Here is a 25,258-nt window from a genome sequence, read left to right on the forward strand (position 1 = left end):
AGTCAGATGCAGGAACAGGGCGGGACGGTCAGGTCCGGTGCGGCCCGGATCACGGCCCGGCGGGTGGGGGTGGACGCCGCCCGGGGCGGGGCGGAGATCCTGCGCGGGATATCGCTGACGGTCCTGCCCGGGCAGTTGCTGGCGCTGGCGGGGAGCAGCGGTGCGGGGAAGACCACGCTGCTCGAGGTCCTCGCCGGGGTACGCGCCCCCGACCGCGGCTCGGTCACCGCGGCGCCGGGAGCGCTGGGGTTCGTTCCGCAGGACGACATCATCCACCGGGATCTCCCGCTGGCCCGGACACTGGAGTACGCGGCACGGCTGCGGCTGCCGTCCGGGACCGGGAGCACCGAGGTGCGGGCCGCGGTCGACCGGGTGCTCGGCGCGCTGGGGCTGACCGAGCGGGCCGGGTTGCGAGTGGGACGGTTGAGCGGGGGCGAGCGCAAGCGTGCCAGCATCGCGGTCGAGTTGCTGACCCGGCCCGAGGTGCTGTTCCTGGACGAGCCGACGTCCGGTCTCGACCCCGCGACCGGCGCCGAACTCATCACCCTGCTGCGGGAGCTGAGCAGGCAGGGCACGGCGGTGGTGCTCACCACCCACACTCCGGCGGACCTGTCCGGCTGCGACAGCGTGGGCTTTCTGAGCCCGGACGGGCGCCTGGTCCACCTGGGCCCACCGGAGGGGCTCAGTACCCGCTTCGGCGTCGACACCGTCGAGGAGGTCTACGGGGCGGTCACGGAGAACACCGAGGACGCTGGGGACGCTGGGGACGCTGGGGACGCTGGGGACGCTGGGGACGCCGAGGATTACGTCGTCCAGGACCTGGCAGGGACCGGACCCGACCCGGCACCGGGCCCCGGCGGCCCGCGTCCGCTCGGCTCGTTCGGCCAGTGGGCGCTGCTCACCCGGCGCAGTGCGGACATCATGCTCCGCAACCGGCTGTCGGTCGCGGTGCTGGCCGGCTCGCCGGTGATGATCGTGGCGATGTTCGTGATGCTGTTCCGGACCGGGGCGTTCGACGCGTCCGACCCAAGTCCCGCCACCTCGGGGATGATCCTTTTCTGGATCGCCTTCGGAGCCTTCTTCTTCGGCCTCACCTACGGCCTGCTGCAGATCTGCACCGAGGTGGCCGTCGTCCGCCGGGAGCGGCTGACGGTGCTTCGGCTGGGTCCCTATGTGCTCTCGAAGGCGACCGTGCTCCTGCCGGTCCTGGCGGCGGCCGACGCGCTGCTGCTGGTCGTGCTGCGGGCGCTGGACCGGCTGCCGGCGGCCGGTTGGCCGGTCTACGGGTCGCTGTTCGCGACCACCGTGCTGGCCTCGGCCGCCGCGCTGGCCATGGGTCTGCTGGCGTCGGCGGCGGTGTCGGAGCCCGGGCAGGCGACGCTGATGCTGCCGCTGCTCTGCTTCCCGCAGGTGCTGTTCTCCGGCGCCTTCGTCCCGGTGCCGCAGATGGCGTGGCCCGGTCGGGCGTTGAGCTGGGCGATGACCAACCGCTGGGCGTTCGAGTCGCTGGGCAGCGGGATCGGCCTGGACGCGCTCTGGGCGCACGGCCGCTCCCCCCTCGGGCCACCGCTGCTGTCCTCCTACGGGGACACCTTCGGCGGACCGACCGCACGGGGCTGGGTCTGGCTGGCCGGCTTCACCGTGCTGTTCCTGGCCGGGGCCTGGGCGGTGCTGGCCCGGCGCTGCCCGCAGGCCCGGGCGGCAGGGACCCGGGCCGGGGTCCGCGGGCCGGAGGTCAGCAGCGCAGCCGCGGGCTGAGCTGTTCGTCCCCCACTCGCCGGTCCCGGTAGGAATCGGCCAGGAAGCCGAGGAAGGCGTCCACGTCGGCCTGGTTGGAGGAGAGGCCCAGCGAGACCCGGACCGCGCCACCGGAGGGCAGTCCGAGCCGGGACAGGTAGTCGTCGATGGTGCCGGTGGTCCGCCGGACCGCACCGGCCAGCAGCCGGCGCGGGATGCCGAAGGCGCCCTCCCCCGCACCGGGGTTGCAGAAGCAGCCGGTCCGCAGCGAGATGCCGCGGGCGCTGCTCTCCCTGCTGACGATCCGTTCGTCCACCACGGCACCGTCCGGGGCCAGCACATTGAGGGTGACGCTGCCGCCCCGGCGCTCGGTGGTCTCCGGGCCGTAGAGGCGGACCATCGGCGCCCCGTTGCCGTGGCGCAGCGCGCGCAGGCCCTCGAGGAGTCCCGCCGTCAGCCCCATGACGTGCTCGTGGATCGCGTCGATGCCGATGCCCCGGACGTGGGCCAGCCCGGTCGCCACGTCCGGGATGCTGAGGAAGTTGAGGGTGCCGTCCTCGAACGCGGTCTCGTCGTCGGTCATCCGGTGCCACTCCCCCTGGGCGCTGACGACCTGGATGGTGCCGCCGGAGAACCAGGGCCGGCGCAGCCCGGCCAGCGCCCCGCGCCGGGCGACCAGGCAGCCGATGCCGGTCGGGTAGCCGAAGACCTTGTACCAGCTGACGGTCACGAAGTCGGGGCGCACCCGGCTCAGGTCCAACGCATTGCTGGGAAGGTAGGCGGCCGCGTCCAACAGGACGTCGTAGCCCCGCTGCTGGGCTGCCGCGATCCACTCCAGCGGGTGCTGGACACCGGTGAAGTTGCTCTGCGCGGGATAGGCCAGCAGACCGGGGCGGCGGCGTGAGCGCGGGCTGAGGCTCCGCAGCAGGGCCTCCTCCGAGATCCGCAACTCCGGCCCGTCGAAAGGCACATAAACGGTCCGCGCGCCCTTGGCGCGGGCGAACTCCCGTAGGCCGTTGACCGAGTTGTGGTTGTCCAGCGGCAGCACCAGCCGGCTCCCCCGGCCGAACCGGTAGGCCTCGCCGACGACCCGGCAGGCGCCGCTGGCGTTGGCGGTGAAGACCGCCGCGTACTCCTCCGGATCGGCGTTGAGGTGCCGCAGCACGGCCGCGCGGGTCTCGGCGACCAGCCGGTCGGAGGCGGCGGCGGTGGGGTTCTCCGAGTGCGGGTTGCCGAAGCAGTCGCCGGTTATCCGCGCGGCGTGGGCGGTGAGTTGCGACTCCGCCGGCAGCCCGGCCCCGGTGTGGTCCAGGTAGACATGGCCCTTGCGGTCGAGATAGCCGTACTCCTCGGCGCGCAGCCGCGCGAAGGAGGATCCGGATGCGGGGACGGATGCTGGCACGGATGCGACGGACATGGTTCCTCCTGCGGCGGGAACGACTACCGCATTATCCGCCCGCACTCTCGAACGCCCGTCCGGCATCCGTGGCCACCGGACCGCTGCGGAACAGCCCGGTACTGGCCGCCGTGTCCGAGGCGGGGAGAGCGAACCAGGCGTAGCGCTGCAGGTAGTCGAGACCGGCGAGCATCTTCGTGGAGGCGGTGACGAAGGCGGCCTGCTGCGGGCCGGTCGGGTAACTGCTGGTGCCGCCGGAGAAGTTGATGAGCGCGTACTCGGTGAGCCAGATCGGCAGGTGGTAGCGGTCGTGGACGGCCTGGAGGTAGCCGCGCAGCTGGGCGACGGCGTCCGTGGTGGTGAAGTCGCCGCCGTACCAGTGCAGGGCGATGAAGTCGACCCGGTAGCCCTTGGCCTTGGCCCCGCTCATGAACCGGTCCAGCCAGCCCCCGGCGGTGTCGCCGCCGTAGGCGACGGCGGGGCTGCCCAACACCTTCCCGGTGGCCTCCAGCTGCGGCCAGAACTGCAGTGCCTGATCGACCGTCATATGGGACTGGGCGGACATGTCGGGCTCGTTGAAGCCCAGCAGGTAGGGACCGGCGCTCTTCGCCTGTGCCAGCGCGGTCGCGGTGACCGATCCGGATCCCCAGATCATCGGCACGAAGCCGACACCGGTCGGGGTGGTGATGCCCGAGTGGGTGGTGGACCAGGTGTAGTACCAACTGGCCCCGGACTGGGTGAGCGCGCTGTTCACGCCGCTGAAGCTCCAGGCGCTGACCCCCTTCTTGGACGAACTCGCCGGGACGACCGGCGCCTGGACGGCGGGGGCCTTCGATGCACCGGGCGCGGCGCTGCGCGATGCGCTCGCGCTGTTGGAGGCGGTGCGGCTGTGCGTCGCCGCGGGAGACGGCGGGGCTGACGGCGTGGTCGGTGACGGTACGTCAGGCGCGGTCGCCGCCGCGGCGGACCGGTCGGCGGCAACCGGCCCGGTGTCCGCGGCCGGGCCAGTGCCCAGGCCCGCCACCAGCAGCGCGGCGACCGCGACGCCTGCGACCCCGGTGGCGGCGGCCGAGACCGCGAACACCCGTCCGTGCAGCAGCGCCCGGCCGCCCTTCGATGCCGCGCGGTGCCCGCGGCGTAGCGCCGCGGTGTGCGGCAGAGCGCTCTGCGCATTCTGCGCGCCCCGCGCGCCCCAGTCGGCCAGCGCCGGCGGCACCGGGAGCAGCGGCAGCCCGCCCAGCAACTGCCCGACCGGGAACAGCGACCGGCTCTGCCCGTCGCACACCGCGCAGTCACGGATGTGCCGGGCCAGGCGCTTGCGCCAGAGCGCTCCCGGCGTACCGTCCCAGGTCCGGGTCAGCTCGTACAGACCCGGGCAGCCCGGCTCGGCCCGGAGCGCGCGGACGATGGTCCGCGCCGTCTGCATCTGCTCCTTCATCCGCTGGACCCGGACCGAGGTGTGCCGCGCCGACAGCCCCAGCGCCTCGGCCAGTTCGGACCGGCCGATCTCGCCGGTCTCCTCCAGCCACCACAGCGCGAGCAGCGCCCGGTCGTCCTCGTCCAGCCAGCGGGTCGCCTCGGCGACCTCGCGGCGCTGGTCGGTCAGGCCGAGCCTGAGCACGGTGAGCGCGGTGAAGTCCGAGGCCGGGTCGGGTATCTCCTCGGCCGTGTCCAGACCCGCCTGGCGGCTCCGGGAACTGCTGCGCTCCCGCTCCCGGTCGCGGACCTGGCGCACCGCGATGGCGACCAGCCAGGACCGGTACGCCTCGGGTTCGCGCAACTCGCCCAGCCCGCGGACGACCCGCAGAAGGGTCTCCTGGACCACGTCGTCGGTGTCCGGATGCCCGTCCAGGGCTCGGCCGACGATGTTGTAGACCAGCGGCAGCGACTCGGCCACCAGCAGGTCCAGGGCCCGGGCGTCGCCCCCGCGGGCGGCCAGCACCGTGCCCGCGCTCGCCGCGCCGGTCCTCCTGCTCCGTCCGCCTGAGGTCGTCCCGCCTGAGGTCATCTCGTTCCGTGTCCCTTCGCCCGGTGTGCGGCGCCCCGCTGTACAGGAGACGGGGTGAGCCGCCGCGGACAACGGAAACCTACGGGATTTCTGTTGTCCTGTGGGACCTCGCCCGTCTCCGATACATGGGAACCAGAGGACGTAGTTCCGGAACGTGGATGCGGTGGAAGTGGTGGGCGGCGCTGGCCGCCACCGGAGTGGCGGTGCTCGCCGTGGTCATCAGCACCACATCCGCGCAGTCGGGGCCGGCTCCGACCACCGTGGCGGTGGCGCAGCCGTCCGTCCCGGGGGCGGACGCCGCTCCGTCCCCGTCCCTGTCCGCGGCCCCCCCCCGCATCCCTGTCCCCCCGCGCCGCCGCCTCGCCGACCCACCCCTCCGCCGGCGCCCCGGCCTCGACCGCCCGTCCCGCCGCCACCGCTGCTGCTGCCTCCCGGACGCGGACCGCCTCCGTACCCGCGTCGCCCGCAGCTGCCGGCCACCGCAGCGTCACCTTCGTCAACGCCGTCTCGCAGACGATCTGGGTGGCGGCCGGTCAGCAGACCGCGCAGCCCGCGCTGAGTACCACCGGCTGGGTGCTGAAGCCGGGTCAGTCGCTGACCGTCTCCGTCCCCGACCACTGGAACGGCCGTTTCTGGGGCCGCACCGGGTGCTCCTTCAACGCCGCCGGATCCGGCCACTGCCAGACCGGGGACTGCGACGGCAGGTTCCAGTGCCCCGGCTACGGCTCCATCCCGGCGACGCTGGCCGAGTTCAACCTCAACGCCTGGAGCGGGCTGGACTTCTACGACGTCAGCATGGTCGACGGATCCAATCTGCCGATGTGGATCAACCAGGTCGGCGGCAGCTCCAAGGACGCGATCAGCGCCGACGGCTGCTCGGCCGCCGGCTGCACCAAGCCCGTGGTCTGCCCCGCCCCGCTGCAGATCCACGCCGGCGGGGCGGTGGTCGGCTGCGAATCGCCGTGCGGGGTGTTCGGGACGGACCAGTACTGCTGCCGGGGCCAGTGGGCGGCACGCTCGGCCTGCGACCCCACCAAGTGGCCGGTGGACTACGCGGCCGACTTCAAGCGGGCCGAGCCGTTCGCCTACTCCTACTGCGACGACGACGCCACCAGCACCTTCACGGCGACCGGGGAGGCCGGTTACCGGATCACCTTCGGCCTGTCGCCGTAGGGCTGCCGCTTCTTGGAAGAGCCCAGGTGATATAAGACCTTCTTGGGTCGGCGCCGAAACAATCGTCATTGTCTTATCGATCCGCGGAGGTAATGCTGGTGGCATGACCTCTGAGCAGATCCCCTCCCTCGCACCGGACGAGTTCGCGCCGGAGACCGCCTACCTCAACACCGCCTCGATGGGCCTGCTGCCCGCCCGTACCCGCTCCGCGCTGGTCGCGGACCTCGCGGAGTGGGCGGCCGGTCGCGCCAACCCGGTGGCGTACGACGCCCCCGTCGGCGACTCCCGGGCCTCCTTCGCGCGGCTGGTCGGGGTGCGGCCCGAGCAGGTGGCGATCGGCGCACAGGTCTCGTCGCTGGTCGCGCTGGTCGCGGCGGCGCTGCCGGCCGGGGCCGAAGTGCTGCTGGGCCAGGGCGACTTCACCTCGCTGACCCAGCCGTTCCACGGCCGCGGCGACCTCGCCGTCCGAGCGGTCCCGCTGGAGAAGCTGGCCGCCTCGGTCGGCCCGGCGACGGCGCTGGTCGCCGTCAGCGCCGTGCAGTCGGCGGACGGCCGGGTCGCCGACCTCGGCGAGCTCCGGACCGCGACCGCCGCGCAGGGAGCCCGGCTGCTGGTGGACGCCACCCAGGCGGCGGGCTGGCTGCCGATCCGCGGCGACCAGGTCGACTACCTGGTCTGCGGCGCCTACAAATGGCTGCTGGCACCGCGCGGCAGCGCCTTCCTCGCGGTGTCCCCCGAGGCTGCTGCCACGCTGCGCCCGATCGCCCCCGGCTGGTACGCGGGCGAGGACCCCTGGGCGGACTGCTACGACACGGTCCACCTCGCCGCGAGCGCCCGGCGCTTCGACGTCGCCCCGGCCTGGCACTCCTTCGCGGGAACGGCCCCCTCCCTCGCCCTGATCGAGGAGCTCGGCCCGGCCCGGATCGGCGCCCACAACCTGGCTCTCGCCGCACGCTTCCGGGCCGGCCTCGCCGAGCTCGGCCACTGCCCGGTCCCCGGCGAGTCCGCCATCGTCTCCACCCCCGGCCTCGGCACCGCCGCCGCCGAACTGGCCCGCGCCGGAGTGGTCATGTCCAACCGCGCCGGCAACCTCCGCGCCGCCTTCCACCTCTACACCACCTCGGCGGACGTCGACCGCGCCCTCGACGCGCTCTCGTCGCTCGGCCCGCGGGACTGAGGGGCCGTCGCGGCGAGGCCGTCGCCGGCGGTCAGCGCCTGCGGTCAGCGCCGGGAGGTCAGTCCCCGCTGGGCCGGGAGCCGGACGACGCCCGGACCTCCTCGGAGGGTGTCGGCGAGGGCGGCGGCCGATGTGCCCAGGCCGGTCGGGCGGAGGGCGGCCGCCGCCGGGAGAACGACGGGAGCGCCCGCGTGGCGCAGCAGGGTGGCCTCGTCGTAGCGGTGGCAGCCGCGGTGCCAGTTGAGGATGCCGGCCATCCAGTCCTTCAGCTCGGCGGCGTAGCCGTCCAGGGTGCTCCTGGCCTCCCGGGAGAGGTCGAAGTCCTGGTAGAGGGTGGGCAGTTCCAGCTCCACGATGTGCTGGAACTGCTCCATCCTGGCCGTCATCAGGTCGTTGACGACCAGGACCGCCGCCTCCTGGTCGCACCCCAGGAAGTTCTCGACGACCAGCACCGCGTTGTGGATCTCGCCCTCGAACCGGATCTCCTTCTGGTACGAGAAGACATCGTTGAGCAGGCAGGCGAAGTCGGCGGCCGAGTTCTCCATGGCGCGCACCGGACGGCTGCGGTAGACCTCGGGCGGAACGGTTCTGCCGTGCGAGATCCTGGACAGGCTCATGGTCAGGTCCGAGCCGAAGGTCCTGCGGCGCATCTCGACGTAGTCGACCGGGTCGGGGATGCGGTTCAGCCGTCGGTTGTCCAGCTCCCACAGCCAACTGTCCGTCATGGACTCGACGGTGTGCCGGAACCGGCGCCGGGACGACGGTTCCATCGGCCCGGCGGTGCGGATCCACAGGTCGGCCAGTCCGCGCTCCAGCGGGTTGGCCGGCGGAGGCGTGGCTGCGCCCGGCTCCAGCGGCATGAACAGCGCCAGCCGCTCGGTGCAGGCCCTGGCGGCGGCTCCGCCGTCGGTGCTGCGGCCGAACAGGACCGGGTAGAGGTCGTCGCCGTAGGTGCCCCAGCTCAGCCAGTCGCTGGTGAGGTCGAGCTGCTCCCTGGTGGCGTCGGGGTGGATCCCGGCGGCGCAGAGCGCGAGGTCGTAGCCCCGCATCTGCTCCTCGGTCCAGACGCCGGTGCCGGTCAACCCCATCCTGGCCGCCCACTCCAGGGTGTGCGCCCGGGAGGCGTTCAGGTGCGGGCTCATCCGCAGCTCGTAGGGCATGGTGATGTCCGGCACCGGGAGGTGCCCGACCGGCCGGTGCGGGACGTTGCCGTGCTGCCGCAGTCGGCGCGGCAGCGACTGCGCGAGCGAGCCGAGCAGCCGGGCCGCCGAGGTGCCGATCCCCAGCGGGCCGGCCAGCAGCAGGGCGGCCGTGTCGTCGGTGGCCGCGGCTGCCGCGTCGGTCACGCTGCCCGGGTCCGCCGCCCGTTCGGCCGCGGCCTCGGCGTGGCCGTTCATGTAGCGGCTGGAGCGCAGGTGCCACTCGTGCCCGCCGGACTGCCAGTCCTGCAGGCCCTTCACATACCGCCCGACGCCCAGGCAGGCCTGCGGGTCGATGCCGGAGGCCAGCAGCAGCGGCGGCACCTCGGCGAGCGCGGTGTGCTCGAACTGCTGCAGCCGCGAGGTCAGCAGGTCGTTGGTGGCCTCCGCCGCCGCCTGGGTGCTGCAGCCCAGGAACTTCTCCAGCACCAGCACGCAGTTGGCGAGCTCGCCCTCCTGCTCCACCTCGCGCTGGTACGAGAAGAGGTCGTTGCGCAGGTGCACCCCGTCCGCGAAGGTGTCCTTCAGCACCTGCATCGGCCGCGCCGCCGCGATCCGCGCCGGCACTTCGGCGCAGACGGCGTGCTCCACCAGATCCGCCGACCAGGGCGCGCCGCCGACCTTGCGCCGCATCTCGATGTACTCGACCGGGTTGGACAGCCGGCCCTCGTTGATGTTGCCGAGCTCCCAGAGCGACTCCTCCAGCAGCGCCCGGGTGCTCTCGCGGAACCGCTCGCACCAGTCGGCCGACATCGAGGGCACCGTCCGCGCCCAGAGGTCGGCCAGCCCCGCCTCGACGGCGTTGGCCGGCCGCGGGCCCTCCCCCTCGGCGTCCCTGCTCCGCGCCTCCGTGAACTGCGGCAGCCGGTCCAGGTAGGCCTTGGCCCCGGCCATGTCCCCGGTTCGCTTGAAGATGTCCAGGAAGTGGTCGTCGAAGAAGAAGACCCAGACGTACCAGTCCGTCACCAGCGCCAGCTCCTCCGCCGAGCAGTCCGGATGGGTGTAGGCGCAGAGGAGGGCGTAGTCATGGGCGTCGAAGGTGGCCTCGTCCCAGATCCCCGATCCCTCGATCATCACCATCTCGCGCGCCCACGCCTTGGAGTGCTCGCGGGCGCTCGCCAGGTGCGGGTTGAGCCGTGCCGGGTACGGCATGTAGAAGTCGGGGAGGATGAAGGGCTGATCCATGCGGGCCGGGCCTTTCGTCGAGCGGTCCCAACGAGGTGGTCTCGCTCCTCACGCTAGATCGCGCACACCTCGCGCGGCCCCGGGTCCGGGACGGCTCGCCCGATCAGGTGAAATCCCCGCTCCGCCGTTTTGGGACCGGTTGCCCCGTGTCTCCCGGCCGTATGTGAAAAGGTGCTCCCAGGATCCAGGGAGCGCCTACACACACGCCCCCGCCTCGAACCTCCATTCGACCCGATCGGCACGCCAGACGATGACCAGCAGCACCACCGAACCGGACGCCGCCCCCGCCGGAGACGCCCCGGCACCCCAGCACGCCGCGACCCGGCAGCGCGGCCGGGCCCGGAGGATCGCTGTGCTGGTCCGGCCCGCGTTCGCGGTCTACGCCGTGACGACCGCCGTGCACCTGCTGGTGCTGTCGGCGATGATCCCGGCCGGCGGTCCGAGTCTGCAGAACCGGCTGACCACCTGGGACGGCGGCTTCTACCTGGACATCGCCACCCACGGCTACCCGCACGGCTACAGCTACGACCCGTCCGGCAAGCTCACCGGCAACACCCTGGCGTTCTTCCCGCTCTACCCGATGCTGGTCCGGGCCGTGCACGAGGTAACCCGCCTCAGCGTCCCCGTGTCGGGCATCGTCACCGCCAACCTGGCCCTGATCGCCGCGCTGATCGTGACACTGCTGCTCTTCTGCCGGCTGTACGGGCGGCGCACAGCGGTCATCGCCATCACCCTGCTGGCCGGGGCGCAGCCGATGTCCCTGGTGTTCCTGATGTCCTACAGCGAGTCGCTGTTCCTGGCGCTGGCCGCCGGGATGCTGCTGGCCGCGCACCGCAGGGCCTGGCTCACCGCCGGCCTGCTCGCCCTGCTGGTCGGCCTGACCCGGCCGGCCGCCGTGGCCGCGGTCGCGGCGCTCGGCGTGGCGGTGCTGCTGCACCTGGTGCGCGAGCGCAGGCTCAGCCGGCGCCCGCTCGTCGGCCTGCTGCTGGGCTGCGCCGGGACCCCGCTCTACCTGCTCTGGGTGGCCCTGCGGGTCGGCCACGCCGACGCCTGGTTCCGGATCCAGGGCGCCGGCTGGGGCACCCAGTGGGACAACGGCCGCGCCATCCGGGACTTCCTGGTGCACACCCTGTCCAGCGGTGACGGCTGGGTCGCGGTCAGCACCGCCGTCCTGCTGATCGCCCTGGTCTGCGCCACCCTGGTCACCTGGCAGCGCGGCAGCTGGCCCCCGCTGGTCGTCTACGGCACCAGCATCGTCGTCCTGACCCTCTGCCAGAGCAACTACTACCACTCGAAGCTCCGCCTGCTGCTCCCCGCCCTGGTATTCCTGGTCCCGCTGGCCCGCTCCCTCGCCCGGAGCCGCACCCGCACCGCCGTCCTCGCCCTCGCCGCGGCCACCCTCTTCGGCTGCTGGTACGGCGCGTACATGATCACCGTCTGGACCTACGCGATCTGACCGGCGCCGGGTCAGTTGGTCGCGACCCAGGTGACCCGGCGGGGGTGGCCCTGGGGCATGGCGATGCCGATGGCGCCCGCGTCGGCGAGGGCGCACAGGGCCTGCTCGGTGGCCTGCCGGCCGTAGGGCTTGAAGCGGCACAGATCGGTGGCGGTCGGCTGGAAGACCACGCCGGCGCTGAGGTAGCTGCGGATCGACTTCAGGACGTCCGCCTGGATCTCTGCGGTGCTGCTCATGGACACCACCGTAAGCCGGGGCCAGGCGTCGCGCCTGGTCAGCGGTGTGCACCAGCCACGCTCTAGCCGGTCTGACCGCCGGCCGAGGGCCAGGAGCCACCGGGGACGGACTCCTTCGAGGGCCAGTCGTCGGGGCCGCCGAGCCGCCATTCGACGATCGTGGGGTCCAGTTCGAACCACTCGGTGAGGCCGGCCATGTCCAGCAGCTTCTCGACGTCGGCCCGGCTCTCGGCGAGGGCCACCACATTGTGGCCGAGCTGGACCCTTCGGCCGGTGCCGTCGGGCCCGGTCTCCGGGGGGAGGACGATGACGATGGGGTCGGGATTCTCCATGGATCAAGGCTGCGCGACCGAGGCACCCTCCGCACCTGGGAAGATCCACCAGTGCGCCGGGCGGGTCGGCTCAAGCCACCAGCGTCCGCTTCTCACGGAGCACGCAGAACTCATTGCCCTCGGGGTCCGCCAGCACGGTCCAGGACTCCGTTCCGAGCTGGCCGACGTCCACCCGTCTGGCCCCCAGCGCCAGGATGCGGGCGATCTCCGCCTCCCGCTCCCCCGGCCCCGGGTTCAGGTCGAGGTGCAGCCGGTTCTTCACGGTCTTGCCCTCGGCCGCAGGCATGAAGCAGATCCCCGTCGGGGCGTCCACGGCCGGCCCGACCACCACCTCGCGCTCCCGCTCGGAGAGGATCTGCCAGTCCAGCACCTGCGCCCAGAAGCGGGCCAGCCCGGGCAGGTCGACGGCGTCGACGACGATGTGGTGCAGCGAGACGGTCATGGGGACAGTGTGCCGCCCCGACGCCGCCCGCGGTCCACCGTTCGGTTGACGGCCGGGTTCCATCGTTCGCTGCTCATGGGACGGGGGCCGGGGCGAGCAGGCTGGGGACATGGACATTCAGGGAACATCGAGAGAACGCCGCGCCTATCTGCTCGCGGGAGTCGGCTCGGCCGTGGTGCTGAGCGCTCTCTGGGTGGTGCTGCTGCTCACCCGGACCGTGCCGGATTCGGCGCTCGCCGGAATCGCCGTCTCGATCGGCATCAGCGCGCTCCTCGCCGCTGCCATCGCCAAATCACGTATCCACTGCGGACATTGACGCATGATCCGCTCAACGGCCGCGCCACTGCGGCCCGGAGCGAACCGGCCACCCCTGCAGGGCGGTGACGCTGCGTAGTTGTTCGAGATGCGGGTGTGAGCGGGTGCTGCCACGGTGGGAAACGCACCTGCCCCATGCAGGTGCTGTGCATCCGAGACCATGCAGGAGACATCCCATGTCGAAGGTCAAGAACCGCGAACGCAAGCAGCAGAAGACTCTCGCCACCGCCGCCCAGCCCGGGCAGTACGCCCAGGACCCGGCGATGGAGAACACCGAGCAGATGCTGATGCCGTCCGTGTCACAGCCGGTGTCGCGGAAGAAGGAGAAGCGCTACGGCCACAACTGACCGTTCGCGGTGACCTGTGAGGTGCGTGCCCGGTTCGCCGGGCACGCACCTTCGTCGTGGCTCACGCGTCGGGCGTCACAGGTCGCGTCGGTGCACCACGGTCAGCGCGATCGCCACGGCGACCAGCGGCCAGACCGCGTAGACGGTCCAGGAGCCGGCGACGGTGGCCAGGTGGTAGCCGGGTAGCCCGGGCGGAAGGGACTGCGGGCCGGTCTCCTTCAGCCGCTGCCAGGCGCGCAGCAGCAGCGAGTGGCTGAGGTCGGCCTCCCAGCGGTGGTTGTCGGTGAGCAGGTTGGGCAGCAGCAGCAGGAGCACGATCACCGTCACCATCGTGGTCGCGCTGTGCCGGATCAGTGCGCCGAGCCCCATCCCGACCAGCGCGCTCACCGGTGCCAGCAGTGCCGAGACCACGATCACGTGCACTGCGCCGGGTTGGCTGATCGAGACCCCGGCGTGCCGTCCGGACAGGATGGCCTGGGTGATCCAGAAGGACGCGAACGCGACGACGAAGCCGTAGGCCGTCATCACCGCCGAGACCACGGCGATCTTGGCGGCCAGCAGCGAGCGCCGCGCGGGCACCGCCGCGATGCTCACCCGGATCAGTCCGGTGGAGTACTCCCCGGTGACATTGATGGCGCCGATGCAGCCGGCGGCGAGCAGCAGGCAGATGCCGGCGTTGTTGGTGAAGGCGTCGCTGAGGGACCCGTAGGGCACGAACCCGTCCCGCACGTCCTGGGAGTAGTTGGCCCAGTAGGTGTAGTCGGCGAGCGCGCCGTTGGCGTTCATGGCGATCAGGGCCAGTCCGCTCAGTCCGATGGCCCACCAGTTCGACCGCAGGGTCCACAGTTTGAGCCACTCGGCGGCGAGCAGGTCGCGGAACCGGGCCCGCGGCTCGTCGGCGGCGGGGGCGGGGGCGGTGGCGCGGCGGGCGGCTGCGAGTGCGGTCATCGGGGGTCTCCGGCGAGGTATTCGACGCTGTCGGCGGTGAGTTCCATGAACGCCTCCTCCAGCGAGGCGGTACGGGTGGCCAGTTGGTGGAGCAGGACCCGGTGGTCGAAGGCGAGTTCGCCGATCCGGGCGGCGTCCACCCCGGTGACCGAGAGGCTGCCGTCGCTGTCGGGTCGCACCGCGGCGCCCTCGGCCGTGAGCAGGTCGGTGAGCCGGCCCGGGTCGGGGGTCCGGACGGTGACGTTCAGCCCGGTGCCGCGGGCGGCGAAGTCGGTCAGCGGCTCCTCGGCGATCAACTCGCCGCGGCCGATGACCACCAGCTGGTCGGCGGTGTTCTCCATCTCGCGCATCATGTGGCTGGAGACCAGTACGGTGCGGCCCTCGGCCGCCAGCCGACGGAACAGGCCGCGCACCCAGAGCACGCCCTCCGGGTCCAGGCCGTTGAGCGGTTCGTCGAAGAGCAGCACCGGCGGGTCGCCGAGCAGCGCGGCGGCGATGCCCAGGCGCTGCTTCATGCCGAGGGAGAACCCGCCGATCCGGCGCCGCGCCGCGTCGGACAGGCCGACCTCGCCCAGGACCTCCTCGACCCGGCCGGACGGGATGGCGTTGCTGCGGGCCAGCACCGCGAGGTGGGCCCGGGCGCTGCGGCCGCCGTGGACGTCGGCGGCGTCCAGCAGTCCGCCGATGTGCCGCAGTCCGCGCGGGCGGTCCCGGAACGGGTGCCCCTGGACGGTAACGCTGCCGCTGGTGGGCCGGTTCAGGCCGAGGATCATGCGCAGGGTGGTGGACTTTCCCGCGCCGTTGGGGCCCAGGAATCCGGTGACCTGGCCGGGGCGGACGGTGAAGGTGAGGTTGTTGACGGCGGTCGTGCGGCCGTAGCGCTTCGTCAGTTCATTGACTTCGATCACGGGGGCAACGCTGCCCGGTCGGACCGGTGCCGGGCATCGGACCGGCGTCGGCATTCCCGCGGGCGGCATCGGCCCGCGGCTGTACAACCCTGGTCCGATGACCGGGGCGGACGGCCGCGGATAGCATCGGCCCATGCCGCCGACTCCGCCCCTCCCCCTGCTCAAGCGCGTCCCACCGGGCGCATGGACGGCCCTCGCCTGGTGCGCGGCCACCGCTTACACGATCACCGTGCTGTTCCGGCTGCCCGGTGAGGGGCCGTTCTATCCCCGCGGCTACTCCCCGCTGTGGCGACCGGTCGGGAACCAGCTGGACCTCGCCGTCGCCGCCGTCCTGGCCGCGGCCGGCTGCGTCCTGCTGCGCCGTCGGCCGATGACGGCGTTCGCGCTGCTGCTCCTCGGATCGGTGGCCGGGGCGATGGTGCAGAACTCCTCGGGGATCAACTTCCTGCAGTTCCTGCCCGTTGACGTCGCGCTGTGCTTCATCGCGGCCGGCGGGACGCGACGCAGGTCGGCCACCGCCGCCGCGCTGGCGGTCGGCGTGCTGGTGGCCTATGCGGGCACCCGGCTGATGCTCGACTTCGTCGTCGGCACCTCGGTGATGCTGGCCGCCGCACTGACCGTGGTCGTGGCCTGGCTGATCGGCGATTCGTCGCGGCAGAACCACGAGCACACGGAGGCGCTGCGGGCTCAGGCGGCGGCCCAGGCGGTCACGGCCGAGCGGCTGCGGATCTCGCGGGAGCTGCACGACATGGTCGCCCACAGCATCGGCATCATCGCGCTGCAGGCGGGGGCGGCGGGACGGGTGATGGAGACCCAGCCGGCGGCAGCGCGGGAGGCGCTGGGCGCCATCGAGGGCGCCGGACGGGAGACGCTGTCCGGTCTGCGGCGGCTGCTCGGCGCCCTGCGGGAGAGCGAACCGGCCTCCGCCGAACAGGACTCGCGGCTGCGACCGACCCCGGGGCTGGCCGATCTGGACCGGCTGGCGGAGTCGACCACGGCCGCCGGGGTCCGCGTCGAGCTGGAGTGGCACGGCGAACGGCGGGCGCTGCCACTGGACATCGAACTGTCGGCCTACCGCATCGTCCAGGAGTCGATCACCAATGTGGTGCGCCACGCGGGGACGGGTTCCTGCCGGGTGACCATCGACCACGGCCCCGAGGAGCTGTCCATCGAGGTCCTTGACCACGGCCCCGGGGGCGGCGGGACCGGCGCCTCCGGCGCCGGGTACGGGTTGGTGGGTATGCGCGAGCGCACCGCGCTGCTGCACGGCGACTTCCGCGCCGGGCCCCGCCCCGGCGGAGGCTTCCGCGTGGCGGCCCGACTGCCGGTGCCGGCGGAGGTCCGATGACGGTCAAGGTGGTCCTCGCCGACGACCAGCCGCTGGTACGGGCCGCGCTGCGCATGGTCATCACCGACGCCCCGGACCTCGAGGTGGTCGGCGAGGCCGGGACCGGGGCGGAGGCGGTCGCCCTGGTCGAGGAGGTCGGCCCGGACGTGGTGGTGATGGACATCCGGATGCCGGGGATGGACGGGATCGAGGCCACCCGACTGGTCACCGGCGGCTCCGGCGCGACCCGGGTCGTGGTGCTGACCACCTTCGACGACGACGACTACGTGTACGGGGCGCTGCGGGCCGGGGCCTCCGGCTTCCTGGTCAAGGACATGGCGCTGGAGGACATCCTCGCCGCGGTCCGGGTGGTGGCGGCCGGCGACGGCCTGATCGCGCCGAGCGTCACCCGCCGGCTGATCGAGGAGTTCGCCGGCCGCCCGGACCCGTCCGCTCCGGCGCGGACCCGTCCGGCGCGCGGACCCGAGGGGATCACCGAGCGGGAGCGCGAGGTACTGACCCTGGTCGGACGCGGCCTGTCGAACACCGAGATCGCCGCCGAACTGGTCATCAGCATCGCCACCGTGAAGACCTACCTCACCCGGCTGCTGGCCAAGCTCGACGCCCGCGACCGGGTCCAACTGGTCATCATCGCCTACGAGGCCGGCCTGGTGGCGCCTCAGCCCTGACGTGCGTACTCCTCGCGTGAGATCGCCAGTACCCGGACCGGTCGACCGTGGGCCGGGACGGCGGTGAGGCGCTGCTGACGCAGGCCCAGCTTCTCCATGACGTGGCGTGAGGGCTCGTTGTCCACATGGCAGATGCTGACGACCCGCTCCAGACCGGCGTCCTCGAAGCCGAAGCGCAGCACCTCCCGCGCCGCCTCGGTGGCGATGCCGCGGCCCCAGTGGCGGCGGAGCAGCCGCCAGCCGATCTCCACGGCGGGCATGACCTCGGGCAGGAAGCGGGGGACGTTCAGGCCGACCCATCCGGTGAGCTCACCGGTCTCCGCGAGTTCCACCGGGAACAGGCCGAAGCCCTGCTCGGCCCACCTCTCCCGGAAACTGGCGAGCGCCGCCGCGCTCTGCTCGCGGTCGAGGACCTTTCCCTCTCCGATGTAGCGCATGACCTCCGGGTCGGAGTTCAACTCCACCAGCGTCTCCAGGTCCTCGTCCCGCCAGCCACGCAGGACCAGCCGCTCGGTCCGCAACACGACCTCGGCCATCGCACCCACCCCGTTCCTTGATCCGTCGACCTCCGGAGGCTAACCCGGAGGCGGGTCTGAGCAGGAAGAATCTGACGCCTCAACAGATCGCTTCGTGATTCTTTTGTGACTCGGCTGACACTCGGCCCGTGACCCGGCATACTGGACGGCATGTCAGCTAGCGCTGATCGCTCGGCCCCGCCGCATCCCCCGTCGGCGGGGCCGACGCATTTCTCCCAGGATGCCGGGCAGCGCACGCGTGTGGCGCCCCGCACCGGGCGTTGACGGGGCGCCACCTGCAGCATGTCATGTACGCGCACGAATAGGCCAGAGGCCTGGGCTGTCGGACCTTCTGTTACAGAATTTCGTTTCATAGATGAGTCTCATGCATGCCCTGCCAGGTTCCGGAACCGGGCATCTTGCGCAATGCATTGACAGCACTCTGTCAAGGAGGCTTTGCTCTGTTTCAATTGGGTTCCAGGAATAGTTTCATTTTGTTTCAGGAACGCTGAGGAACTGAGGAAGGAGCATCGTGTCCCGCATCAGGTTCATCCCGGCCTCGCTGGCCGCGGCGGCGCTGGTCTCGGGCTCGGTCGTGGGGCTGGGCGCGGCCCATGCCGCGACCGCGGCCGGGACCGCCGTGTCGGTCTGGGAGACCACCGCCGACCAGAGCAAGCTGCTGGCACCGCAGACCGGCGCGACGTTCGCCGCCGGCGGCGGCTCGGCCAGTCAGACGATCACGGTCAACCCGGCCACCACGTACCAGTCCATGACCGGGTTCGGGGCCTCGCTGACCGACTCCTCGGCCTGGCTGATCGCCAACTCCCCGCAGCGCAACACCATCATGTCCAAGCTGTTCGACCCGGCCCAGGGCATCGGCCTGGACTTCCTGCGCCAGCCGATCGGGGCCTCGGACTTCGCCCGCTCGCTCTACAGCTACGACGACGTGCCCGCAGGGCAGACCGACACCGGCCTGTCGCAGTTCTCCACCGCCCATGACAACGCCTACATCCTGCCGCTGCTGCAGCAGGCCCTGCAGCTCAACCCGTCGACCACGGTGATGGCCACCCCGTGGAGCCCGCCCGGCTGGATGAAGACCAGCGGGTCGATGATCGGCGGCACCCTCAACACCGCCGACTACCAGGCCTACGCCAACTACCTGGTGAAGTTCCTGCAGGCCTACCAGGCGGCCGGGGTCCCGGTCTCGCTGATCACCCCGCAGAACGAGCCCGAGTACTCGCCGTCCAACTACCCCGGCTCCACCTTCACGGCGAGCGCCGAGGCGACACTGATCGCCGACTACCTCGGACCGGCGATCAAGGCCGCCGGTCTCAGCACCGGAATCCTGGCCTACGACCACAACTGGGACGACACCACCTTCCCGTCGACGATCCTGGGCAACTCGGCGGCCGCCCAGTACACCGCCGGGGTGGCCTGGCACTGCTACGGCGGCAATCCGAGCGCGCAGACCACCGTGCACAACTCCTACCCCACCAAGGACACGTACTTCACCGAGTGCTCCGGCAGCCAGTCGGCCAACACCGCCAACACCTTCTCCGACTCGCTGGACTGGCAGACCGAGAACCTGATCATCGGCGCCACCCGAAACTGGGCCAAGTCCGTGGTCACCTGGAACATGGCGCTCGACCCGAGCGGCGGCCCGTCGATGAACTGCACCACCTGCACCGGGGTGGTCACCGTCAACAACAGCACGGGCGGTGCGGCCTACAACGCCGAGTACTACGTCCTGGGCCAGGCCAGCAAGTTCGTCAAGCCGGGCGCGGTGCGGTTGGACTCCAACACCTTCGGCAGCGGCAATGTGGAGGACGTAGCCTTCCGCAACCCCGACGGGTCGACCGCGCTGGTGGTGCTGAACTCCGACACCGCCAACGCCCACACCTTCAACGTCTCGGAGAACGGGCAGTCCTTCAGCTACACCCTGCCGGCCAAGGCCGTGGCCACCTTCACCTGGCCGCCGCTGACCAGCGGCGGCGGCGGAACCATCAACTCCAGTGCCTGGTACCAGGTGGTGAGCACCAACAGCGGCAAGTGCGTGGACGCCACCGGCGGCGGCACCGCGAACGGCACCGCCGTCCAGCAGTGGACCTGCGGCAGCGGCAACACCAACCAGGAGTGGCAGTTCCAGCCCACCGACAGCGGCTACTACAAGGTGGTCACCCGCAACGCCACCAGCGAGGCCTGGGACGTGACCGGGGGCTCCGGCGCGACCGGTGACGGCGTCCCGATCCAGCTCTGGTCCTACGGCGGCGGCACCAACCAGCAGTGGAAGCCGGTCCAGCAGGCGGACGGCAGCTACACCTTCAGCCCCCGCAGCGCCACCGGTGAATGCCTCGACGTCACCGGCGTCTCCACCGCCGACGGCACCCGCCTCCAGCAGTGGACCTGCACCGGCGGGGCCGCCCAGAGCTTCAGCCTCACCGCCATGGGCTGACCGACACCGGCCGCCTTCGCCCGCGCCCCCCACTCGCGGGCGGAGGCGGCCTTCGGTGTCACGCCTCCGGCGCTAAGGTCGGGGTATGCGAATCTCGGTCTCGTCGGACATGGACGAGGGTGTGGCCCGGCTGGTGGTGGCGGAGTTGGAGCGGCGGGGGCACTCCGTGGTCCGGCACGGTGCGCTGTGTGCCGACGAGCGGGACGACTGGGCGTACTGCAGCGAGGCGGCGGCGCGGGATGTGGCCGGGGGCCGGGCCGAGCAGGCGGTGGTGTGCTGCTGGACCGGGACGGGGGCCTCGATCGCCGCGAACAAGGTGTCCGGCGTGCGGGCGGCGCTGTGCACCGACTCCTACACCGCTCGCGGCGCCCGGCGTTGGAACGATGCCAACGTCCTGGCCCTGAGCCTGCGGCTGACCTCGGCGCCGCTGCTCACCGAGATCCTGGACGCCTGGTTCGAGAGCGAACCCAGCCAGGAGCCCGACGACCAGGACAACATCCGCCGTCTCGGCCGCCTTGAAGGGGAAGCTTCCGAACCGCCGATGTCCTAGTGGCGGCGTCTGCGTGGCTTGTCGCGCAGTTCCCCGCGCCCCTGATGGTGCAACGTGCCCGCAGCGGTCCAGTTGCAGAACGTAAGGGGCGCGGGGAACTGCGCGACAAGCCGGCTGCGGTCCGCAGCCGAAATTTCGCCGGAGACCCCTTACCCCTCCTTGGCCGTCAGCTGCGCGGCGAGGTCGGGGACGTACTGCTGCTCGTCGCGCGGGGGCCGCTGGTAGCCGCGGGACGGCGGGCGCTTGGGGAACCTGATGGGCTCGGTCGGGATCTCGTGGTACGGGACCGCGGCGAGCAGGTGCGCGATCATGTTGATCCGCGCGCTGCGCTTGTCGTCGCTCTCGACCACGTTCCAGCGGGCCTCGGGGATGTCGGTGTGGACGAACATCTCGTCCTTCGCGCGGGAGTAGTCCTCCCAGCGGGTGATCGACTCCAGGTCCATCGGGGAGAGCTTCCAGCGGCGCATCGGGTCGTCGCGCCGGGCCCGGAAGCGGCGCTCCTGTTCCTCCAGGCTGACCGAGAACCAGTACTTGAGCAGGTGCACACCGTCCTCGACCAGCCCGCGCTCGAAGATCGGGCACTGGTGCAGAAAGCGGTGGTACTCGTCCGCGGTGCAGAAGTTCATCACCCTTTCGACCCCGGCGCGGTTGTACCAGCTGCGGTCGAACAGGACGATCTCCCCGGCCGCCGGCAGGTGCTCGATGTAGCGCTGGAAGTACCACTGGGTGCGCTGCCGCTCGGTGGGCGCGGGCAGCGCGGCGATCCTGGCGACGCGCGGGCTGAGGTGCTCGGTGACTCGCTTGATCGCACCGCCCTTGCCCGCGGCGTCGCGGCCCTCGAAGACCACCACCACCCGGGCGCCGGTGCTGCGGACCCACTCCTGAAGGACCACCAGTTCGGTCTGCAGCCGGAAGAGTTCACGCTCGTAGAGCTTCTTCTTGAGCCTGGTCTCCGCCACGCCTGGGGCACTCCTGTCCGCTCGCCGGTGGATGGACTGATCCGTCACACCGTAAGTCCCGGCCGGCGCCCGTGGGCGCCACCCGCGCCGTCGGCGCGCCGTCCGCACCGCGCCACCCGTTCGCACGGCTTCGCGCCGTCGCTTCGGCGGTGCCGTGGTCGTAGCCTGGACATGTGCAGGCTCACCGGCGCCACGTCCGCTATTTCGTCATGATGAGCGTCTGCATCGGGCTGTTCGTCATGGCGTGGGGAGTGGTGCGCTTCTACTCGGTGGGCGCGGCGATCGGCATGTGCGTGGTGGCCATGGTGATCCCGCCGGTCGCCGCGGTCCTGGCCAATTCCAGGGACCGCGACGACGACTGGTGGAACGACCCCCGGTGGGACGACCCGGGCTGGGACCAGCAGGGCCATGATCGGGACGCGCCCGATCACGAGGAGCGACCGCGCCCGTGACCGGCGGCTACTTCGCCAGCCGCCCCAGCAGGGCCGAGGCGGCCGCGATGGCCAGCGCGGCGGCGACCACCAGGACCGCGATGTCCGTGCCCAGGTGAGCCGGGCTGCCGAGCAGCAGCCCGCGCAGGGCGTCCACCTGGTAGCTGAGCGGGTTGGCCTTGCTGACCGCCTGCAGCCAGCCGGGCATGATGGTGACCGGGTAGAGCGCGCTGGAGCTGAAGAACAGCGGCATGGTGATGGCCTGGCCGATGCCCATCAGCCGGTCCCGGCTCAGCACGATGCCGGCGATGGTCATGGACAGGCAGGAGAAGAAGGCCCCGCCGAGGATGACCACCAGGGCGACGGCGATCAGCTTGAGCGGGTTCCAGGTCATCCCGACGCCGAGGATTGCCGCGAAGACGACCACCACCAGGGCCTGGATCACCGCCTTCACCCCGGCCGCGAAGGCCTTCCCGGTGACCAGGGCGGCCCGGGGGGTGGGGGTGACCAGCAGTTTGGTGAGGATTCCGGCGTCGCGCTCCCAGATGATCTGGATGCCGTAGAAGATGGCGATGAACATCGCGGACTGGGCGATGATCCCGGGCGCCAGGAAGTCCAGGTAGGGGACCCCGCCGGTGGGGATGGCGTGGATCCGGGTGAAGGTCTCGCCGAAGATCAGCAGCCACAGGGCCGGCTGCACCGCCCTGGTGTAGAGCTCGGTGCGGTCGTGGCGCAGCTTCTGCAGCTCCACGATGCACATGGCGAGGACCCGGGCCGGCACCAGCTGCCAGCCGGTGCGCGCGCGGGGCGCCACCAGCAGCAGCGACAGCGAGGCGGACGAGCCAGGGGCGGCGCCCGCGGCGGGGGTCTCAGCCGACACGGCCGGCGGTACGGCGGGTGCTGCGGACATCGCGGAAGTCCTCTCCGTCGCTGGTGTCGGCGGACGATCCGCCGTGCAGGCCCTGGCCCGCGTGGTGCCGGAAGACGTCCTCCAGGGTGGGTGCCTCCAGCACCCCGGACAGATCGGCCTTGAGCTGGTCGGGGGTGCCGAGCGCGCGGATCCGGCCGCGGTGCATCAGCGCCACCCGGTCGCAGTACTGCTCGGCCTCGTCCATGTAGTGGGTGGTGACCAGGACGGTCATCCCGGTGGCGTGCCGGATCTCGTCGATCCGCTCCCAGACGCTGGTTCGGGCGATCGGGTCCAGGCCGATGGTGGGCTCGTCCAGGATCAGCAGGCGCGGGGCGCTGACCAGCGCCTGCGCCAGTTCCAGGCGGCGGACCATGCCGCCGGAGTAGGTCCCGGCCAGGCGGTCGGCGGCGTCGGTGAGGGCGACCGCAGCCAGTGCCTCGGCGACCCTGGGGGCGCGCTCGCGGCGCGGTACGTCGTAGACCCTGGCGAACAGCGAGATGTTCTCACGCCCCGTCAGGCCGCCGTCGGCGGACAGCTGCTGGGGGACGTAGCCGAGCAGGCGGCGGACCGCCATCCGATCGGTGGCGACGTCGTGGCCGAAGACGGTGATCATCCCGGTCGGGACCGGGAGCAGGGTGGTGATGGCCCGGATCGCCGTGGTCTTGCCGGCCCCGTTGGGCCCGAGCAGTCCGAAGACCTCGCCGGTGCGCACCGTCAGGTCGAGGCCGTCGACCGCCTTGGTGCTGCCGAAGGCGTAGTCCAGCCCGGTGCAGCAGACCGCTGCGGCGGCTTCGGCAGCGTCGCCGGGTGAGTTCTCAGGCAGCAGTGTGCTCATGTCCCCTCCACTTCGCTGTGCAGTCCTTCGGTGAGCCTGCGCAGCGCCGGCAGCGCTGCGGCCAGGGCGTCCCGGTCCTCCGGCGGGAGCCCGGCGACGTGGCGGCGGATCAGTTCACCGCGTCGGGCCTCCCACTCCGCCATCCGCTGCCGGGCCGCCGCGGTGACGGTCAGCAGCGCGGCCCTGCGGTCCCTCGGGTCGGCCTCGCGTTCCAGGAACCCGGCCGCGACCAGCTGGTTGACCAGGGTGGAGACGGAATTCCCGGCGAGGTGCAGCTCCTTGGCCGCGGCCGCGACCCCGATCCCGGGACGGCGCTTGACCAGGCGCAACAGCTCCACCTGCGCACCGCGGAGCCGGGCCCCGGAAAGCTCCTGGCGGAGCACGCGGCGCATCATCCGCTGAAGGCCCCCGAGGACCTCGGCGAGTTCGTTCGCTTCCTTGGCTTGATCGCGCTCGACCATGTGTGAATTTTATCTCATTAGCAGAGGTAATTGTCCAGACCCGCGACGACCATCAGACAGTTCTCAGATTCCTCACACGGCTGTCTCAGCAGCGCCTACCAGCATCGAGTGGTGCTGTCCGGTGCGATGCCCCGCGTGGTGATGCCTCCGCACAGGTATCGGATCCGGCGCCGAAGGTAAGGAGTAGCCCATGAAGAACGCCGAACCAGGAAGTCGTCCCGCCCGGAACCGTTCCGGACGCAGGTCCCGACGCCGCCTCCTGCTGGGGATCACCGCAGGGATAGCCGTGGCCGGCGGGATCGTCATGGCGACCACCGGGACGGCGGGCGCGAGCGTCAACCTGCTGCGGTCCATGAACGCCAAGGTCTCGATGACCGCGACGTCCGGTGCGGGGAGTAGCGCGAGCGCGTCAGCGAGTGCCGCCGCGAGCACGTCGTCGGACAGCAGTACGAGCTCCGCCGCGACCAAGGCGGCGACCAAGGCGGCCGCCAAGACCCCGGCTGCGTCCGCCAGTGCGAAGGCCTCCGCGTCGGCGTCGGCTTCGGCCAGTGCGAGCAAGACCGTCGCCACCGCGCCGCTCACCACCACCGGCGAGTCCGTTGTGCTGACCAGCGACGAGCAGCCCAGCCAGGTCGGCGCGATCTTCTCCGGCAGCATCTCGGACGGCCACAGCTGCACGGCCAGCGTGGTGGACAGCCCGCTCGGCAATCTGATCGTCACCGCGGCGCACTGCCTCAGCAGCGGCAGCAGCGGCTCGATCTTCGTTCCCGGCTACCACGACGGAGCCGCGCCGTACGGGGAGTGGAAGATCACCGACGTCATCGAGAGCTCGGCCTGGACCGACAACCAGTCCGAGGACGACGACGTGGCCTTCGCGGTGGTCGAGCCGCTGAACGGGAAGAGCCTGCAGTCGGTCGTCGGCGCCTACAGCCTGGACACCAGCGGGGTGACCGACACCACCGTGCAGATCACCGGCTACCCCTCGGACACCGACGAGCCGATCAGCGGGACCTGCAGCAGCAGCGCCTACAGCTCCAGCCAGCTGGTGGTGAACTGCACCGGGTACCCGGGTGGGACCAGCGGCAGCGGGTGGGTCGAGAACTACAACGCGACCACCGGGACCGGCAGCATCATCGGCGTCATCGGCGGCTACGAGGAGGGCGGCGACACCGACGACACCTCCTACGCGGCGCTGTTCGACGACTCGGTGCAGAGTCTGTTCGAGCAGGCGAAGGCCGCGGCCGCGTAGGGTTTTCGGGTGCGGAACCTG

Annotated in this window: 25 protein-coding genes; 12 read left to right on the forward strand and 13 right to left on the reverse strand. The window is 71.7% G+C overall.

What is annotated here, in order from left to right:
* The first annotated feature begins 6 nt into the window (after window positions 1-6).
* Window positions 7-1,758, forward strand: a complete 1,752-nt coding sequence (locus TR46_RS03445; protein ID WP_042393154.1) for an ATP-binding cassette domain-containing protein — start codon at window positions 7-9, stop codon at window positions 1,756-1,758.
* Here the strand turns inward: TR46_RS03445 and TR46_RS03450 are convergent.
* Together TR46_RS03450 and TR46_RS03455 are read right to left on the reverse strand one after the other, a co-directional pair.
* On the reverse strand, window positions 1,736-3,154 hold the full coding sequence (locus TR46_RS03450) for an aminotransferase class V-fold PLP-dependent enzyme (protein WP_042393155.1): 1,419 nt from the start codon (window positions 3,152-3,154) through the stop codon (window positions 1,736-1,738). The two genes, TR46_RS03445 and TR46_RS03450, sit on opposite strands and share 23 nt — an antisense overlap.
* 31 nt (window positions 3,155-3,185) lie before the next feature.
* Window positions 3,186-5,141 carry a sigma-70 family RNA polymerase sigma factor gene (locus tag TR46_RS03455; protein WP_084717834.1) on the reverse strand — a complete coding sequence of 652 codons (1,956 nt, stop codon included), beginning with the start codon at window positions 5,139-5,141 and terminating at the stop codon, window positions 3,186-3,188.
* Window positions 5,142-5,195: 54 nt separating this feature from the next.
* On the opposite strand from TR46_RS03455, the gene TR46_RS44985 reads away from it, so the two are divergent.
* Window positions 5,196-6,314 (forward strand): thaumatin family protein, encoded by a 1,119-nt coding sequence (locus TR46_RS44985; protein ID WP_084717836.1) that lies wholly within the window; start codon window positions 5,196-5,198, stop codon window positions 6,312-6,314.
* A gap of 103 nt (window positions 6,315-6,417) precedes the next feature.
* Window positions 6,418-7,491, forward strand: coding sequence for an aminotransferase class V-fold PLP-dependent enzyme (locus TR46_RS03465; protein WP_042393159.1), 1,074 nt, complete (start codon window positions 6,418-6,420; stop codon window positions 7,489-7,491).
* Window positions 7,492-7,535: 44 nt separating this feature from the next.
* Here the strand turns inward: TR46_RS03465 and TR46_RS03470 are convergent, their stop codons facing one another.
* Window positions 7,536-9,875 carry a terpene synthase family protein gene (locus tag TR46_RS03470; RefSeq protein ID WP_042393163.1) on the reverse strand — a complete coding sequence of 780 codons (2,340 nt, stop codon included), beginning with the start codon at window positions 9,873-9,875 and terminating at the stop codon, window positions 7,536-7,538.
* A gap of 250 nt (window positions 9,876-10,125) precedes the next feature.
* Between TR46_RS03470 and TR46_RS03475 the strand changes: the two genes are divergently transcribed.
* Entirely contained in the window at window positions 10,126-11,331 is a 1,206-nt protein-coding gene (locus TR46_RS03475; protein WP_236655187.1) for a putative hexosyltransferase, read from the forward strand.
* Window positions 11,332-11,342: 11 nt separating this feature from the next.
* Here the strand turns inward: TR46_RS03475 and TR46_RS03480 are convergent, their stop codons facing one another.
* The 3 genes from TR46_RS03480 to TR46_RS03490 all read right to left on the reverse strand — a co-directional run bounded on the left by TR46_RS03480 (window position 11,343) and on the right by TR46_RS03490 (window position 12,341).
* A complete protein-coding gene (locus TR46_RS03480; RefSeq protein ID WP_042393165.1) occupies window positions 11,343-11,567 on the reverse strand; it encodes a hypothetical protein in 225 nt (74 codons plus the stop codon).
* 62 nt (window positions 11,568-11,629) lie between these two features.
* Complete coding sequence (locus TR46_RS03485) at window positions 11,630-11,899, reverse strand: hypothetical protein (RefSeq protein WP_042393168.1); 270 nt, start codon at window positions 11,897-11,899, stop codon at window positions 11,630-11,632.
* A 70-nt stretch (window positions 11,900-11,969) separates the two neighbouring features.
* Window positions 11,970-12,341 carry a VOC family protein gene (locus tag TR46_RS03490; protein ID WP_042393169.1) on the reverse strand — a complete coding sequence of 124 codons (372 nt, stop codon included), beginning with the start codon at window positions 12,339-12,341 and terminating at the stop codon, window positions 11,970-11,972.
* 109 nt (window positions 12,342-12,450) lie between these two features.
* On the opposite strand from TR46_RS03490, the gene TR46_RS40640 reads away from it, so the two are divergent.
* Together TR46_RS40640 and TR46_RS42060 are read left to right on the forward strand one after the other, a co-directional pair.
* The gene (locus TR46_RS40640) at window positions 12,451-12,657 is read left to right on the forward strand and encodes a hypothetical protein (protein ID WP_152626280.1); all 207 of its coding nucleotides are present in this window, start codon (window positions 12,451-12,453) and stop codon (window positions 12,655-12,657) included.
* Between the two features lie 175 nt (window positions 12,658-12,832).
* Entirely contained in the window at window positions 12,833-13,003 is a 171-nt protein-coding gene (locus TR46_RS42060; RefSeq protein WP_161790084.1) for a hypothetical protein, read from the forward strand.
* Window positions 13,004-13,078: 75 nt separating this feature from the next.
* On the opposite strand, the gene TR46_RS03495 is transcribed toward TR46_RS42060, so the two are convergent.
* Both TR46_RS03495 and TR46_RS03500 read right to left on the reverse strand, forming a co-directional pair.
* On the reverse strand, window positions 13,079-13,951 hold the full coding sequence (locus TR46_RS03495) for an ABC transporter permease (RefSeq protein ID WP_042393171.1): 873 nt from the start codon (window positions 13,949-13,951) through the stop codon (window positions 13,079-13,081).
* On the reverse strand, window positions 13,948-14,859 hold the full coding sequence (locus TR46_RS03500) for an ABC transporter ATP-binding protein (RefSeq protein ID WP_174505085.1): 912 nt from the start codon (window positions 14,857-14,859) through the stop codon (window positions 13,948-13,950). The genes TR46_RS03495 and TR46_RS03500 overlap by 4 nt, the downstream gene beginning before the upstream one ends.
* A 133-nt stretch (window positions 14,860-14,992) precedes the next feature.
* On the opposite strand from TR46_RS03500, the gene TR46_RS03505 reads away from it, so the two are divergent.
* The gene (locus TR46_RS03505; RefSeq protein WP_042393175.1) at window positions 14,993-16,207 is read left to right on the forward strand and encodes a sensor histidine kinase; all 1,215 of its coding nucleotides are present in this window, start codon (window positions 14,993-14,995) and stop codon (window positions 16,205-16,207) included.
* Window positions 16,204-16,875, forward strand: a complete 672-nt coding sequence (locus TR46_RS03510) for a response regulator (RefSeq protein ID WP_042393177.1) — start codon at window positions 16,204-16,206, stop codon at window positions 16,873-16,875. Before TR46_RS03505 ends, TR46_RS03510 begins: the two co-directional genes overlap by 4 nt.
* On the opposite strand, the gene TR46_RS03515 is transcribed toward TR46_RS03510, so the two are convergent.
* Entirely contained in the window at window positions 16,866-17,411 is a 546-nt protein-coding gene (locus TR46_RS03515) for a GNAT family N-acetyltransferase (protein ID WP_042393179.1), read from the reverse strand. The two genes, TR46_RS03510 and TR46_RS03515, sit on opposite strands and share 10 nt — an antisense overlap.
* Window positions 17,412-17,922: 511 nt before the next feature.
* Here TR46_RS03515 and TR46_RS03520 point away from each other — a divergent pair.
* Window positions 17,923-19,842, forward strand: coding sequence for an RICIN domain-containing protein (locus TR46_RS03520; protein WP_152626281.1), 1,920 nt, complete (start codon window positions 17,923-17,925; stop codon window positions 19,840-19,842).
* A gap of 85 nt (window positions 19,843-19,927) precedes the next feature.
* Window positions 19,928-20,392, forward strand: a complete 465-nt coding sequence (locus TR46_RS03525; RefSeq protein ID WP_042393183.1) for an RpiB/LacA/LacB family sugar-phosphate isomerase — start codon at window positions 19,928-19,930, stop codon at window positions 20,390-20,392.
* A gap of 149 nt (window positions 20,393-20,541) precedes the next feature.
* Here TR46_RS03525 and ppk2 read toward each other — a convergent pair whose 3' ends face one another.
* Entirely contained in the window at window positions 20,542-21,351 is an 810-nt protein-coding gene (gene ppk2, locus TR46_RS03530; protein ID WP_042393185.1) for a polyphosphate kinase 2, read from the reverse strand.
* Window positions 21,352-21,524: 173 nt separating this feature from the next.
* Between ppk2 and TR46_RS03535 the strand changes: the two genes are divergently transcribed.
* Window positions 21,525-21,803 (forward strand): DUF3099 domain-containing protein, encoded by a 279-nt coding sequence (locus TR46_RS03535; protein WP_042393186.1) that lies wholly within the window; start codon window positions 21,525-21,527, stop codon window positions 21,801-21,803.
* 7 nt (window positions 21,804-21,810) lie between these two features.
* On the opposite strand, the gene TR46_RS03540 is transcribed toward TR46_RS03535, so the two are convergent.
* The 3 genes from TR46_RS03540 to TR46_RS03550 are packed head-to-tail and all read right to left on the reverse strand — an operon-like array spanning window position 21,811 to window position 23,988.
* Window positions 21,811-22,692, reverse strand: coding sequence for an ABC transporter permease (locus TR46_RS03540; RefSeq protein WP_042393188.1), 882 nt, complete (start codon window positions 22,690-22,692; stop codon window positions 21,811-21,813).
* Window positions 22,652-23,527 (reverse strand): ABC transporter ATP-binding protein, encoded by an 876-nt coding sequence (locus TR46_RS03545; RefSeq protein WP_042393190.1) that lies wholly within the window; start codon window positions 23,525-23,527, stop codon window positions 22,652-22,654. Before TR46_RS03545 ends, TR46_RS03540 begins: the two co-directional genes overlap by 41 nt.
* Window positions 23,524-23,988, reverse strand: a complete 465-nt coding sequence (locus tag TR46_RS03550; protein WP_042393192.1) for a MarR family winged helix-turn-helix transcriptional regulator — start codon at window positions 23,986-23,988, stop codon at window positions 23,524-23,526. The genes TR46_RS03545 and TR46_RS03550 overlap by 4 nt, the downstream gene beginning before the upstream one ends.
* Before the next feature lie 190 nt (window positions 23,989-24,178).
* On the opposite strand from TR46_RS03550, the gene TR46_RS40645 reads away from it, so the two are divergent.
* Window positions 24,179-25,237: a trypsin-like serine peptidase gene (locus tag TR46_RS40645; RefSeq protein ID WP_152626282.1), complete on the forward strand. Its 1,059-nt coding sequence runs from the start codon at window positions 24,179-24,181 to the stop codon at window positions 25,235-25,237.
* The last annotated feature ends 21 nt before the right edge of the window (window positions 25,238-25,258 follow it).

Source organism: Streptacidiphilus carbonis, assembly GCF_000787775.1.
Classification (GTDB): Bacteria; Actinomycetota; Actinomycetes; order Streptomycetales; family Streptomycetaceae; genus Streptacidiphilus; species Streptacidiphilus carbonis.

Bases quoted from the DNA above. Each gene is read 5' to 3' on its own strand.
- TR46_RS03445 (WP_042393154.1), top strand. From the start codon at position 7: ATGCAGGAACAGGGCGGGACGGTCAGGTCCGGTGCGGCCCGGATCACG.
- TR46_RS03450 (WP_042393155.1), bottom strand. From the start codon at position 3,154: ATGTCCGTCGCATCCGTGCCAGCATCCGTCCCCGCATCCGGATCCTCC.
- TR46_RS03455 (WP_084717834.1), bottom strand. From the start codon at position 5,141: ATGACCTCAGGCGGGACGACCTCAGGCGGACGGAGCAGGAGGACCGGC.
- TR46_RS03465 (WP_042393159.1), top strand. From the start codon at position 6,418: ATGACCTCTGAGCAGATCCCCTCCCTCGCACCGGACGAGTTCGCGCCG.
- TR46_RS03470 (WP_042393163.1), bottom strand. From the start codon at position 9,875: ATGGATCAGCCCTTCATCCTCCCCGACTTCTACATGCCGTACCCGGCA.
- TR46_RS03475 (WP_236655187.1), top strand. From the start codon at position 10,126: ATGACCAGCAGCACCACCGAACCGGACGCCGCCCCCGCCGGAGACGCC.
- TR46_RS03480 (WP_042393165.1), bottom strand. From the start codon at position 11,567: ATGAGCAGCACCGCAGAGATCCAGGCGGACGTCCTGAAGTCGATCCGC.
- TR46_RS03485 (WP_042393168.1), bottom strand. From the start codon at position 11,899: ATGGAGAATCCCGACCCCATCGTCATCGTCCTCCCCCCGGAGACCGGG.
- TR46_RS03490 (WP_042393169.1), bottom strand. From the start codon at position 12,341: ATGACCGTCTCGCTGCACCACATCGTCGTCGACGCCGTCGACCTGCCC.
- TR46_RS40640 (WP_152626280.1), top strand. From the start codon at position 12,451: ATGGACATTCAGGGAACATCGAGAGAACGCCGCGCCTATCTGCTCGCG.
- TR46_RS42060 (WP_161790084.1), top strand. From the start codon at position 12,833: ATGTCGAAGGTCAAGAACCGCGAACGCAAGCAGCAGAAGACTCTCGCC.
- TR46_RS03495 (WP_042393171.1), bottom strand. From the start codon at position 13,951: ATGACCGCACTCGCAGCCGCCCGCCGCGCCACCGCCCCCGCCCCCGCC.
- TR46_RS03505 (WP_042393175.1), top strand. From the start codon at position 14,993: ATGCCGCCGACTCCGCCCCTCCCCCTGCTCAAGCGCGTCCCACCGGGC.
- TR46_RS03510 (WP_042393177.1), top strand. From the start codon at position 16,204: ATGACGGTCAAGGTGGTCCTCGCCGACGACCAGCCGCTGGTACGGGCC.
- TR46_RS03515 (WP_042393179.1), bottom strand. From the start codon at position 17,411: ATGGCCGAGGTCGTGTTGCGGACCGAGCGGCTGGTCCTGCGTGGCTGG.
- TR46_RS03525 (WP_042393183.1), top strand. From the start codon at position 19,928: ATGCGAATCTCGGTCTCGTCGGACATGGACGAGGGTGTGGCCCGGCTG.
- TR46_RS03540 (WP_042393188.1), bottom strand. From the start codon at position 22,692: ATGTCCGCAGCACCCGCCGTACCGCCGGCCGTGTCGGCTGAGACCCCC.
- TR46_RS03545 (WP_042393190.1), bottom strand. From the start codon at position 23,527: ATGAGCACACTGCTGCCTGAGAACTCACCCGGCGACGCTGCCGAAGCC.
- TR46_RS03550 (WP_042393192.1), bottom strand. From the start codon at position 23,988: ATGGTCGAGCGCGATCAAGCCAAGGAAGCGAACGAACTCGCCGAGGTC.
- TR46_RS40645 (WP_152626282.1), top strand. From the start codon at position 24,179: ATGAAGAACGCCGAACCAGGAAGTCGTCCCGCCCGGAACCGTTCCGGA.